Here is a 13,163-nt window from a genome sequence, read left to right as displayed (position 1 = left end):
ATGAACCAGACGATCAAGCCTCGCGCCCGCGACCTCGGCCTGCCGTTCACCGGCCGCACCGGCCCCTTCAACGCCATCACCGATGTGGAGGGCATCGCCGTCGGCTTGCGCACCATCCGCGAGGAGACGCCCCGGCCGGGCCGGAAGCTGCCGGTACGCACCGGCGTCACCGCCATCCTGCCGCATTCGGGCAGCGAGTCCCCCGTGCCGGTCTACGCCGGCGTGCACCGCTTCAACGGCAACGGCGAGATGACCGGCACACACTGGATCGAGGACGGCGGCACCTTTCTCGGCCCGGTGATGATCACCAACACGCACGGCGTCGGCATCACCCACCATACGACGATCCGCTGGATGCTGGAGCGCTACGCCTCGACCTACGAGGCCGGCGATTTTCTCTGGCTGATGCCGGTGATCGCCGAGACCTATGACGGCGTGCTCAACGACATCAACGGCCTGCCGGTGACGGAAACGGACGTGCGCGCGGCGCTCGACAGCCTCTCGCGCGGCCCGGTCGCGGAAGGCAATTGCGGAGGCGGCACCGGCATGATCGCCTACGGCTTCAAGGGCGGCACCGGCACGTCCTCCCGGCTCGTTACCCTCGGCGAAGAGGACTACACGATCGGCACGCTCGTCCAGGCCAATCACGGCCAGCGCGACTGGCTGACGATCTGCGGCGTTCCCGTCGGCAGGCACCTTACGGACAACACGCCGCAAAGCCAGCTCAAGGAACGCGGCTCGGTCATCGTCGTCATCGCCACGGACCTGCCGATGGCGCCGCACCAGCTCACGCGCCTCGCCCGCCGCGCGGCGATCGGCATCGGCCGCAACGGCACGCCCGGCGGCAACAATTCCGGCGACATCTTCCTCGCCTTCTCGACCGCCAACCCGCAGCCCATGGCGCACCGCGCACCGATAAGGCTAAGCCTCGAGATCGTCAACGACGAGCATCTCGACCCGGTCTATCTGGCTGCGGTGGAAAGCGTGGAGGAGGCGGTCGTCAATGCCATGCTGGCGGCGGAGGATTCGGGCGGAACGCCCCATGACCGTCTCCGCGTCGAGGCCATCCGGCATGATGAACTGATGGCCGTCATGCGGCGGTACGGACGGCACGGCTGATCAGCGCCGGCAGTCCGCATCCGTCAGTTCGCCGTGCCGTCCGGCGTCACGCGCTGGCTGTCGCCCCCGGTGCCGGACTGCTGGGTGGGATCGCGATCCGTCGGTACCGTTTGCCCGCCGTCGGGAGCGGTGTCGTCGATCGTGTCCTGTGCCGGCGTTCCGGCATCATTCGAGGTCGAGGAGGTCTGCGACGTATCGTCCGGCGCGGAGGGATCGACCCGCTCGCCCCATATTTCCACCGCGCCCCAGACGAGAAAGGCAAGGGCGAGGCTGATGCCGAGCACCTTCAGCACCGGCCGGCCGAGGCCACCCTGCCTGCTTTCCCGCGCCGCATATTCCTTTCGGACGGGATCGTGAGTGCGCGTGAGCGGGTCGCCGCGTTCGTCCTGCTGGTGGGTCATGGCTGCACTCCCTGAATATCGTGTCAGGAAGGGAACTTGCGGTGCCGACGAAAGTTCCCGCGTCCTCAGGCGTCCGCCGGCCCGTCCAGTCCCAGGGCTTCGATAAGCCGGCGCTGGCGCAGCAGAAGATGGGTGAGCGCGGCAACGTCGCCGTCCGCCGGCTGGTGCCTCATACCCTCTTCCACCGCCTCCACGATGGCTTCGAGCGTGTCGGCGATCTCGCGGGAGATGTCGTGCAGCTCGGCAAAGCGCGGATCGGCCGCGGCCGCCGCCAGCGCCGCCGTCGTGACGCGGCCGATGCCGGGCGGCACCTTCGCGCCGGCATCGGCATAGCCCTCCGGCAGGTCTCCCTTGAGGTTGGTGACCCGGCGATAGCGGATCGCGTCGATGATCTGGTCGACGGCCTGGCAGGCGCCCGCGACGCGGGAGGGGTGGTCCGTATCGGCCGCGGCATGGGGCAAAAGTTCGAGCCTGCCCGGATGGCGCTCGGCAAGTTTCAGGTAGGGCAGCATCGGCCCGCTGAGCACGCCGCTCGCCGCGCTCTTGAAGAGATCGGCATCGATCGCGGCATGGCGGACCTGCCCGGAGGCGAGCGCCCGGTCGAGCGCGGCCGTATCCACCACCTCGCCGCGGTCGTAGTTCACGACGACCGCGCCCCGGTTCATCGCCGACAGCACCGCCTCGCCGACAAGGCCCGCATTGGCGTAGACACGCGTCGCCTCGTCCAGCCGGCCGAGGCCGACATGGACGGAGAGCACGTCGGCGCCGCTGGCGGCCTCCGCCGGCGTCGCGGCATGGGCGAATCCCTCCGCCTCGATCCATTGCCGATGCTTCGGGCGGGCATAGACCGTGACCTGCATGCCGAAAGCGCGCGCGAGCTTTGCCACCTCGCGGCCGATATTGCCGTAGCCGAGCACCGCCATGCGGCGGCTTTCGAGCTTGGTGGTCGGATAGGACTTGAGGTCCCGGCCGGTATCGAAATCGCCGGCCACGACGCGCTGGTGCAGGAGGTCGACCGGCAGATCGGGCGTCACCTTCAGCACCGCCTTCATGACCATCTGCGCCGTCGCGCGGCTGTTGATGCCGGGCGTGTTCATCAGCGGCGCGGCGCCGCCCTCGCCATTGCCGCCGCCCCAGGAGGCCGAGCCCATGTTGCCGGTGCCGGAGCCGATGCGCACGCCGCCGAGCGGGAAGATGGCCTGCTTGGGAATGAAGGTCGCCGCGGCGACCAGCGCATCGTACCGGCCGTCCGCCGTCTGTGCGATGATCTCGACCTCGGCGCTGAGATCGGGCTGGTAGAAGAAATGGATGCCGGGCGGAAGCGCCTCGCGCTCGTAGGGGCCGTCATGGAACGTGCAGCCCCGCGCCTCGACATGCGCGCGGACCTCGCCCGGATCGGGCCGGCCGTCCGCGTCGAAGCGCAGGCCGACGAGGTCGGCGACGAGGACCCTGTAGGCGCGCTTGGGATCGTCCAGCCGCGCCGCATCCTGCAAAGCCGCTTGTTGATCCTGCATGATGCCCCTCCCCGCTCGCTCCCCATTTTCGTATGCGAGTTTTCCGGACCGGGCAAGCGTTGCGCCTATGCTCCGCTGAATGGGACGGAGATGGCCGGGCTGCCGTCCATTTCCAGGAATTCCCGCACCGTCGGGGGAAGCTGGCGCGAACCCGGATGCAGCACGCCGCAGCGGGACAGGAGCTGCCGCCGGTCGGTGTCCGTGCCGAGATGGCGCCAGATGACGCGCGACGCATAGGGAAGGTTCTGCTTCCGCCAGGAGACGCCGACCGTCATTCCTTTGAGGTAGATGCGCTGGTGCGTTTCGAACGGCGTCAGGATCGTCTCGGCGATCATCGGCTCGGGGCCGGTGCTGCGCTCGACGACGAAGATCCGGTTGCGCAGGAAGGAGGCGAGGCCGACATATTTCGAGAACTGGCGGATCTCGTGCGGCCGGTCCTGGATGCGTTCGATGGATTTCACGCGCACCATGCCGTCGTGCTCATCCAGCCTCGCGCAGGATGAGACGATCATGCCGGGCCACGACAGCGAGACATGATATGTCTGGTAGTAGCCGAGATGCCGGCGCAGGGACGGCAGGTTGCCCGGAAAGCAGGCCCGCAGCGCGTCCGTTTCGAAGGCGCTGCCCGACGCGCTGGAAAGGCGCTGCTCGAACAGCGGCGGATCGAGCGTGAAATCGGCCGGGCGCACCCCGAAGAAGGCGGCGATGCGCGCCAGATTGTGAGGAGACGGCACGGCCTCCCCGTTCACATAGCGGTTGAACTGCTGCCGGTTGATGCCGAGCTGGCGGCAGATCTCCGACACGGACTTGCGCGTGCTGCAGGCCTGCCGGAGATTGGTGGAAAAAGGGGATGCACGCATGGTTCGCTCCTCGACAAGGAGAGCGTAAAGCAGCGTAAAACCACGTCAAGTCGTGAAATTCTTTGCCGAGCGGATGTTTGCTACGACTCGGCTCGGTGCTCCGCCGGTTTGCGGAGCCGGTCAAAAGAAGGGGAACAACGCCATGACTCGCATCTGGAAGCCTGACGGGACATGCGCCGGCGGCATCAGCCGCCGCGATTTTCTCGGCGGAACCGCCGCCTTCGGCATGCTGGCCGCAACCACCCTGTCGCTTGCTTCCGGCCGCGCCCGCGCGCAGGAGCCGAAGCGCGGCGGGCACCTGAAGCTCGGCCTGAAGGGCGGCGCGGCGACGGACACGCTCGATCCGGCCGGCTACAGCGCGGGCGTCGCCTTCGTGACAGGCCGCTGCTGGGGCGACACGCTCGTGGAATCCCACCCGGAAACGGGCGCTGCGGTTCCCGCGCTCGCGGAATCCTGGGAAGCGTCCTCCGATGCCGTCACCTGGACGTTCCACATCCGCAAGGGCGTGCAGTTCCACGACGGCCGGCCGATGACGATCGCCGACGTGATCGCGACGCTGAAGCGGCATTCGGATGCCGGGTCCAAGTCGGGCGCGCTCGGCCTGCTCGGATCGATCAAGGGCATCGAGGACAAGGCCGGCGACCTGGTGATCACCCTCCACGAAGGCAATGCGGACCTGCCGCTGATCCTGTCCGACTACCACCTGATCATCCAGCCCGCCGGCGGCACGGAGAACCCCAATGCCGCGATCGGCACCGGCCCCTACAAGCTGTCCTCGTTCGAGGCCGGCGTGCGGGCCACGTTCGAGAAGAACCCGAACGACTGGCGCTCCGACCGCGGCTTCGTCGACAGCGTCGAGATCATCGTCATGAACGACACCACCGCGCGGATCGCGGCGTTGTCGTCCGGCCAGGTCCATTTCATCAGCTCGGTCGAGCCCAAGACCGTCGAGCTCCTGAAGCGTGCGCCGATCGTCGAGATCCTCCAGACGGCCGGCAAGGGCTTCTACAGCTTCCTGATGCATTGCGACACCGCGCCGTTCGACAACAACGACCTGCGGCTCGCCCTGAAACACGCCGTCGACCGCCAGGAGATCCTCGACCGCGTGCTCGGCGGCTACGGCACGCTCGGCAACGACTATCCGGTCAACGCGGCCTATGCGCTGGCACCCGAGGGAATCGAGCAGCGAGCCTACGATCCAGACAAGGCGGCCTTCCATTACAAGAAGTCCGGCCATTCAGGACCGGTCGTCCTGCGCACCGCGGAGGCGGCCTTCCCCGGCGCCGTCGATGCCGCCGTGCTCTTCCAGGAGAGTGCGAAGAAGGCCGGCATCGCCATTGACGTCAAGCGCGAGCCGGACGACGGCTACTGGACGAACGTGTGGAACGTCCAGCCGTTCTGCGCCTCCTACTGGGGCGGACGCCCGACGCAGGACTCGCGCTATTCCACCTCCTACGTCTCCAATGCCGAATGGAACGACACGCGCTTCAAGCGGCCGGATTTCGACAAGCTGGTTCTCCAGGCGCGGGCTGAGCTCGACGAAACCAAGCGCCGCGAGCTCTATAGGACGATGGCGCTCATGGTGCGCGAGGAAGGCGGGCTGATCCTTCCCGTCTTCAACGATTATCTCAACGCCTGCTCCAGGCAGGTGAAAGGGTATGTGCACGATATCGGCAACGACGTCTCCAACGGCTATGTCGCGAGCCGGGTCTGGCTGGACGCCTGACCGCCGCCCCCTATCTTTCGACGGGAGGCGGCACCGCCGTGCCCCTCCTTCAGGCCGCCCAGAACGCACTTACCGAACGGACCGCCCATGACGTCCCGCGCCTTCACCGTCATCGAAAACGAATGGATCACGCTTGCCGACGGCACGCGGCTCGCCGCGCGCATCTGGATGCCGGACGGCGCGCACGAGGACCCCGTGCCCGCCGTCCTGGAGTTCCTGCCCTACCGCAAGCGCGACGGGACAAGCCCGCGCGACGAATCGACCTACCCCGTCTTCGCCGCCGCCGGCATTGCCGGCGTGCGGGTCGACATCCGCGGCTCGGGCGAATCCGATGGCGTCATCGACGGCGAGTACACGCCGCTGGAGCTGGCGAACGCCTGCGAGCTCATCGCCTGGATCGCCGCCCAGCCCTGGTCGAACGGCAGCGTCGGCATGATGGGCATCTCCTGGGGCGGCTTCAACTGCCTTCAGGTCGCGGCGCTGAAGCCGCCGGCATTGAAGGCCGTCATCTCCATCGCCTCCACCGTCGACCGCTACAACGACGACATCCACTACAAGAACGGCACGCATCTTTCCGCCCAGCTCTCCTGGGCCGCGACCATGCTCGCCTACCAGTCCCGCTCGCCCGATCCGGCGATCGTCGGCGAACGCTGGAGGGCCATGTGGCTGGAGCGGCTGGAGAACGAGCCCTTCTTCATGGAGGAGTGGCTGCAGCACCAGCGTCGGGACGCCTTCTGGAAGCATGGCTCGATATGCGAGGATTTCGACGGCTTTCCGGTGCCCGCCCTCGTCATCGCCGGTTGGGCGGACGGCTACCGCAGCACGCCGCTGAAGGCCGTCGAAGGGCTCGGCGACAAGGCCAAGGCCCTGATCGGGCCCTGGATCCACAAATATCCGCATTTCGCCTGGCCGAAGCCGCGCATGGATTTCCACGCCGAGGCCATCGCCTGGTGGAACCGCTGGCTGCGCGGCGAGGAGAACGGCGCGGAACGAACGCCGCAGGTGCGCGCCTATATCCAGGACGCGGCCCGGCCCGCGCTGCGCCGCGAGGCCGATCCGGGCTTCTGGATCGCCAAGGACCGCTGGGAGGCGCCGGAAATGGCGACGTTCTACGTGGAGCAGTACGGCGCGCTCGCGCCGGGCATGCCGATTGCGGGCGCGGCGGGCAACGACCGCTATCTCAGGTCGCCGCTCGACACCGGCACCATGGCCGGCGAATGGTTCACGCTGAAGCCGGATGCGGAAATGGCGCTCGACCAGCGTCTCGACGACGCCGGTTCGCTCGTCGTCGAGACGACGCCGCTCGCCGAGGCGCAGGATTTCCTCGGCCAGCCGGTGCTCGAGCTCGACCTGTCGACGGAGGACGACATCGCCAACCTGTGCGCCCGCCTCGTCGACGTGCATCCGGACGGCACGGCCACGCGCGTCACCTTCGGCGTGCTGAACCTCGCCCACCGCGAGGGCAATGCCGAGCCGAAGGCGATGCCGAAAGGCGAGAAGACCCGCATCCGCCTCGTGCTCGATGCCATGGGCTATCGCTTCCGCGCCGGCCACCGCATCCGCCTGTCGATTTCGACCGCCTACTGGCCGATGGTGCTGCCGCCGCCTGTGGATGCGGGCGTGACGATCGACCTTGCCTCGCTCGGCCTTGCCTTGCCGAAGCTCGGCGCGCACCGGGCGGTCTCCATCCCGGAGCCGGCCGATCCCGATCCGCTGCCGAAATATACCGAGCTTGCCCCCGGTGAGACGGCGCGGAACGTGGAGCGGGACCTGACGAACGGGCTCACCGAATATTCGATCTACGAGGACACCGGCCTTCACGCGCACCCCGCCACAGGCCTTGCGACCCGGCAGGTGCGCGAGGAGCTCTGGTCGATCGCCGGGGACGATCCGCTGTCGATGACCGGCACGGCGGTCTGGACCTGCGACATGCAGCGCTCCGGCTGGGTCGTGCGCACGGTCTCGACGGCGACCATCGCCTGCAGCGCGACGGACTGGCTGATCTCGGCTTCCGTGCGCGCCTTCGAGGGCGAGGCGCAGATCTTCGAGAAGATCTTCGAGAAGGCCGTCCCGCGCGACTTCATGTGAGGCCGGCGGGTCAGTGGAAGTCGCGGGATCTGACGCGGATCGCCTGCACCTCGCCTGCGCCTTCCGGCTCCAAAGCGCCGCCGCGCCGGCCGATCGTGGCGAAATCCGCGGAAAGGTCGGTAAGGTGCCGCACGACGATATGCACCACCTCCCCTTCCCGCTGGACATGGCCCCTGACGCCGATCATCGGCGCGCCCATGACGATGGGACGATAGGCAAGGAAGACCTTGCGCCAGACGACGAGGTTGGCGATGCCCGTCTCGTCCTCGATCGTCACGAAGATCACGCCCTTGGCCGAGCCCGGCTGCTGGCGGACGAGCACGATCCCGGCCGTCTCGACCTTCTGGCGGTCCGTGAGCCGCATCGCCTCGGCGCAGGTGAGGATGCGGCGGTGCGCGAGGCCCTGCCGCAGGAAGCTGACCGGATGCGCCCGCAGCGTCAGTCCGACATGGCCGTAATCCTCCACCACCTCGCCGCCCGTCGCCATGGGACGCAGCGCCACGGCCGGCTCGACCATCTCCGGAACGGTCGCCGCCGCCCGCTCTGCTGCGGCGGCGAAGAGCGGCAGCGGCTCGTCCCTCAGGCCCCGGATCGCCCAGAGCGCCTGCCGGCGCGACAGGCCGAGCGACGGGCGGAAGGCATCGGCTTCGGCAAGCCTGACCAGCGTCTCGGCCGGAAGGCCCGAGCGGCGCCAGAAGTCGTCGACGGAGGCGAAGGGCTCATCCGCCCGCGCCAAGACGAGGTCGCTGCCCTGCCGGTTCTTCAATCCCTTGACCATCCTTAAACCGAGGCGCACGGCAAGGCGCCCCTTGATCTCGGTCGGCTCCAGCGTGCAGTCCCACCGGCTTTGGTTGATGCAGACGGGCCGCACCTCCACCCCATGGTCGCGCGCATCGCGCACGATCTGCGCCGGCGCGTAGAAGCCCATCGGCTGGGAATTGAGCAGGGCGGCGCAGAAGACGTCCGGATGGTGGCACTTCACGTAAGCCGAGGCATAGGCGATGATCGCGAAGCTGTAGGCGTGGCTTTCGGGAAAGCCGTAGGAGCCGAAGCCTTCGAGCTGGCGGCACATGCGCTCGGCGAATTCGCGCGTATATCCCTTGCCGACCATGCCGTCCCGCAGTTCATCCCGGAACTTGTCCACGCCGCCTGTCTGCTTGAACGTCGCCATCGCCCGGCGTAGCTGGTCGGCACGGCCGGGCTCGAAGCCGGCGCATTCGATGGCGACCTGCATCGCCTGTTCCTGAAACAGGGGCACGCCGAGCGTCCGCTTCAGGACCTTTTCAAACGCGGGCTTGGGATAGTCGACCTTCTCCAACCCCTGCCGCCGCCTCAAGTAAGGATGCACCATGTCGCCCTGGATCGGCCCCGGCCGCACGATCGCCACCTGGATGACGATGTCATAGAATTCCTTCGGCTTGAGGCGCGGCAGCATGGACATCTGCGCACGGCTCTCGATCTGGAAGGTGCCGAGCGTATCGGCCTTCGAGATCATGGCGAAGGTCGCCGGGTCGTCGGGCGGAATATTGGCGAGCGTATAGGTTAAGCCCTTGTGCTCCTTCAGGAAATCGAAGGCACGGCGCATGCAGGTGAGCATGCCGAGCGCCAGCACGTCGACCTTCATGAAATGCAGGTATTCGATGTCGTCCTTGTCCCATTCGATCACCTGCCGGTCGTCCATGGCCGCCGGCTCGATGGGCACCAGATCGTCCAGCCGGTCATGCGTCAGCACGAAGCCGCCCGGATGCTGCGAGAGGTGGCGCGGCGCGTTGATCAACTGCCGGGCGAGCTCGAACAGCAGCCGGACGCGCCGGTCGTCCACGTTGAGGCCGGCCGCTCCGGCATGGCTTTGGGGAATATCGTTGGACCAGCCCCAGACCTGCGAGGAGAGCGCCTTCAGCACGTCTTCCGGCATGCCGAGCGCACGCCCGACATCCCGCATGGCCGCGCGGGAGCGGTAGCGTATGACGGTGGCGCAGAGTGCGGAACGGTCCTTTCCGTAGGTCTCGTAGATCCATTGGATCACCTCCTCGCGGCGCTCGTGCTCGAAATCCACGTCGATGTCGGGCGGCTCGCCGCGCTGCTCGGAGACGAAGCGCTCGAAGAGCAGGCCGTTCTTTCTCGCATCGATGGAGGTTATGCCGAGAACGAAGCAGACGGCGCTGTTGGCCGCCGATCCCCGGCCCTGGCAGAGGATGCCCATCGAACGGGCCTTCCGGACGATCGAATTGACCGTCAGGAAATAGGGCGCATATTTCATCTTCTCGATCAGGCGGAGCTCATGCTTCAGCTTCTCGCGCACCATGTCCGGCACGCCGTGCGGATACCGGACGGCCGCTCCCTCCCACGTGTACTTCTCCAGCGCCTCCTGTGGCGTGAGGTCCGCATGCTCCTTCTCGTCGGGATATTGATATTGCAGCTCGTCCAGCGAGAACCGGCAGCGCTCCACGATCTCCCGCGTGCGTGCAAGGGCTTGCGGATAGCGCGCAAAGAGGCGGTGCATCTCTTCCGGCGGCTTCAGATAGCGGTCGGCATGGCGCTCGCGCAGGAAGCCGGCATTGTCGATGACGACGTTGTGGCGAATGCAGGTGACGATGTCCTGCAGCATGCGCCGGCCCGGCTCGTGATAGAGCACGTCGTTCGTGACGACGGTGGGCACGCGATGGTGCGCGGCGAGACTGGAGAGCTCGAAGAGGCGCAGCTGGTCGTTCGGCCGGCGGCGGAGCGTGAGGGCGAGATAGCAGCGGCCGCGGAAGGCTTCGGAGAGGCGGCGCAGCTGGAAGGCGGCGGTCTCGTCCGCCTCGCCGGGCACCAGCACGGCAATGAGGCCCTCGTTCCATTCCACCACATCCTGCCATTCGAGATGGCACTTGCCCTTGCCGGCCCTCTTCTTGCCGATGGAAAGCAGGCGGCAGAGGCGGGAATAGGCGGCGCGGTCGGTCGGATAGACGAGCAGCGACATGCCGTCGGCGAGATCCAGCCGGCAGCCGACGACGAGGCGCACGCCCGTCTCCTTCGCCGCCCGGTGCGCCTGCACGATGCCGGCAAGGCTGTTGCGGTCGACGACGGCCAGGGCATCGATACCGAGCGCCTGCGCCGTCAGGAAGAGCTCGTCGCTGCTGCTCGCGCCGCGCAGGAACGAGAAGTGGGAGGTGACCTGAAGCTCGGCATAGCGCGGTTTCATGCGAAGACCCCGTGCAGGAACCAGCGGCCGCCGCCGCTGGCGGCCTGAGCCTCGTCGCCCGAGCGGAAGAGCCAGAAACGCTCGCCTTCCGTATCCTCGACCCGAAAATAGTCGCGCACGGCGGCGCGCTCCGCGTCACGCTTCCACCATTCGCCGAAAATGCGCTCGGGCCCGTCCGCCCGCTTCACCCGCCGCCGCACTCCGCGCCAGGTGAAGAAGGCGGGCGGATGGTCGGGCAGGAGCGCCACGACCTCGACCGGCTCCGGCCGCGCCAGCAGGCGCGCCGGACGCGGCCAGCGCTCCTGCCAGGCCGCACCGTCGTCCGGCGCCAAGGGCGGCAGGCGACGGACGGAGCGTTCGGGCACGTCGCTTTCCACCGGAGCGAGACGGTAGAGCCGGTCCGCACCGATGCGGTTGGCGATCACGTCGAGGAGGGCGGCAATGTCCGCCTGCTCCTCCTCGATCAGCGAGGAGGCGGCCTGTTGCAGGACGAGCGGTTCGGCGAGCGTCGCGGTCAGGTCCATGATCTCGATACCGAAACCGGGATCGATCGTCTCGATCCGGTCGCAGAGAAGCCGGGTGAGCCGCTTCTCCTCACGCGCGGCGCGCGCCGTGCCGACGCGGATCGCCTGCAGGGAATTGTCGACGCGGTGGAAGAGGAGGTCGAGACGGCGGGCACCGAGGCCGCGTTTTTCCAGCGCCAGGCAAAGGTCGCGGACAAGGGCCGCCGTGTAGCGGGCGATGGTCTCCGGCGCACCGATCGGTTCGCCGAAAACCTTGCGGACCGTCACGAGTTCCAGATCGCGCAGCGGATCGACAGGCTCGCGGACCGTGCCCTCAAGCTGGCCGATCCTGCGGCCGAGGAGCGGGCCGAAGCGCAGCACGAGCGGCGCGCGCGGCACGGCGAGCACATCGCCGATACTGGCAAAGCCGAGAACATGCAGGCCCGCCACGGTTTCCGGCGGGAGGCGCAGGCCCTGGATGGGGAGCGGCGCCACGGCTTTCCCGGCGGCGCCGGATGCGATGACGCGCACGGGATCGGCAAGGAAGCGGGCGGCGGCATAGGCCGCGCCCCAGGTGTCGGCGACGGCGGCGCGGGCGCTGATGCCGGAGGCCGCGAGACGGTTGACGAGACCGGTCAGCATGCGCGCCTCGCCGCCGTGCAGGTGGTCCGTGCCGGTGGCGTCGATGACGAGGCCGTCCGGCGGATCGGGTGCGACGATCGGAGCATAGTGCTGGAGGGTCCAGAGCGCGAGGCGTTCGAGCGCCGCCGCGTCGGCAGCGGGATCGGCGGGCATGGTCATGACGTCCGGCACGAGCGCGTGGGCCTTGGTGAGCGGCATGCCGACCCGCAGGCCTGCCTCCTCGGCCGCCCGGCTCACCGCCGTCAGAATGCGGCGCGGGCCCTCCCGTCCGACGAGCACGAGCCGCCGGTCAGGCGGAGGCGCCGAAGCGCCAAGCGCCCGCCTCAGGCGGTCGATCGGCCAGCCGGGAAGAAAAAGCGATACGACCCTCGCCATCGGATGCCTCCACTTCGAATTGCGCCGCCTCGCCGGCCCGGCAGCGGGTGAGTTCCAGCAGCCATCGCGCCCGGCCGATGCCGGGCACGGGAAGGGCAGCCGACGGACGGACGGAGACCCGCCAGCGCGTCACGGCGGCGGAGGGCAGCGCGAAGGCCTCCGCCTCCGCCCTCAGCCGGAAACGGCGCACGGCAAGGCCGAGCGTGCCGCCGGCCTCTGCCGCCAGCTGCAGGCGGCGCGAGGCGGCCATCGGCAGCCGCGCGACCTCCGCCACCACCGCGCCGAGCCCGCCGTGGCGCAGCCCCTCCTCGAAACAGAGGAGCAGGCTCTTCTCGTCGCCCGCCTCCACATAGATGACGCGGCCGGGGGAAAGCCCCGCCTGCGCGAGCGCGGGTGCGAAGAGGTCGGGCCGCGTCAGGCACCAGAGCACCTGTCCCTTGGTGCGCGCCGCAATGCCCGCGGCAAAGAGCATGGCGGCCGCGCCCTCCACGGCGTCGTTGCCGCCGCCGCAGACCTCGTGCAGGCTGGCGAGCGCCAGCCCGCCGCCGGGCAGCCGCTCGTCGATCTCCGGCACGCCGAAAGGCAGCACCGCCCGGTCGCGCAAGGCGCGGCCGTCGAACTGCCGGATGCGGTCGCGCAGATCGGCGACGACGGCATGGACGGAGGCGGACATCGGTTTGGCGGCTCCTGGTTGAACAGCGTTTGTTCTTTATTTGTTCTCAATCGCCACAAGAGTCAATCACCCGGCCGC

8 protein-coding genes and 1 pseudogene are annotated in these 13,163 nt (G+C 68.4%); 3 read left to right on the top strand and 6 right to left on the bottom strand.

Annotated elements, in window-relative coordinates; translation table 11 throughout:
* Positions 1-1,119, top strand: coding sequence for a DmpA family aminopeptidase (locus tag ACIIOY_RS11910; protein WP_411034886.1), 1,119 nt, complete (start codon positions 1-3; stop codon positions 1,117-1,119).
* A gap of 23 nt (positions 1,120-1,142) precedes the next feature.
* On the opposite strand, the gene ACIIOY_RS11905 is transcribed toward ACIIOY_RS11910, so the two are convergent.
* The 3 genes and pseudogenes from ACIIOY_RS11905 to ACIIOY_RS11895 form a co-directional block, all read right to left on the bottom strand.
* The gene (locus ACIIOY_RS11905; protein ID WP_411034885.1) at positions 1,143-1,520 is read right to left on the bottom strand and encodes a hypothetical protein; all 378 of its coding nucleotides are present in this window, start codon (positions 1,518-1,520) and stop codon (positions 1,143-1,145) included.
* A 283-nt stretch (positions 1,521-1,803) separates the two neighbouring features.
* Positions 1,804-3,004 (bottom strand): annotated as a pseudogene (locus ACIIOY_RS11900) (NAD(P)-dependent oxidoreductase); the annotation flags it as partial.
* A gap of 95 nt (positions 3,005-3,099) precedes the next feature.
* Complete coding sequence (locus ACIIOY_RS11895) at positions 3,100-3,894, bottom strand: helix-turn-helix domain-containing protein (RefSeq protein ID WP_411034884.1); 795 nt, start codon at positions 3,892-3,894, stop codon at positions 3,100-3,102.
* Positions 3,895-4,036: 142 nt separating this feature from the next.
* Between ACIIOY_RS11895 and ACIIOY_RS11890 the strand changes: the two genes are divergently transcribed.
* Positions 4,037-5,620, top strand: a complete 1,584-nt coding sequence (locus tag ACIIOY_RS11890; RefSeq protein ID WP_411034883.1) for an ABC transporter substrate-binding protein — start codon at positions 4,037-4,039, stop codon at positions 5,618-5,620.
* An 87-nt stretch (positions 5,621-5,707) separates the two neighbouring features.
* The gene (locus ACIIOY_RS11885; RefSeq protein ID WP_411034882.1) at positions 5,708-7,708 is read left to right on the top strand and encodes a CocE/NonD family hydrolase; all 2,001 of its coding nucleotides are present in this window, start codon (positions 5,708-5,710) and stop codon (positions 7,706-7,708) included.
* A gap of 10 nt (positions 7,709-7,718) precedes the next feature.
* Here ACIIOY_RS11885 and ACIIOY_RS11880 read toward each other — a convergent pair whose 3' ends face one another.
* From ACIIOY_RS11880 to ACIIOY_RS11870, 3 genes are read right to left on the bottom strand one after another with little or no spacing between them, the layout of a single operon-like run.
* Positions 7,719-10,892 (bottom strand): error-prone DNA polymerase, encoded by a 3,174-nt coding sequence (locus ACIIOY_RS11880; RefSeq protein WP_411034881.1) that lies wholly within the window; start codon positions 10,890-10,892, stop codon positions 7,719-7,721.
* Entirely contained in the window at positions 10,889-12,412 is a 1,524-nt protein-coding gene (locus tag ACIIOY_RS11875) for a DUF6504 family protein (RefSeq protein WP_411034880.1), read from the bottom strand. Before ACIIOY_RS11875 ends, ACIIOY_RS11880 begins: the two co-directional genes overlap by 4 nt.
* A complete protein-coding gene (locus tag ACIIOY_RS11870; RefSeq protein ID WP_411034879.1) occupies positions 12,327-13,085 on the bottom strand; it encodes an ImuA family protein in 759 nt (252 codons plus the stop codon). Before ACIIOY_RS11870 ends, ACIIOY_RS11875 begins: the two co-directional genes overlap by 86 nt.
* Positions 13,086-13,163 lie beyond the last annotated feature (78 nt).

The sequence above is a fragment of the Shinella agrisoli genome (genome assembly GCF_046557955.1).
Taxonomy (GTDB): domain Bacteria; phylum Pseudomonadota; class Alphaproteobacteria; order Rhizobiales; family Rhizobiaceae; genus Shinella.
The sequence above is the reverse complement of the archived record's forward strand: the minus strand, read 5'-3'. Positions and strand labels throughout refer to the sequence as shown.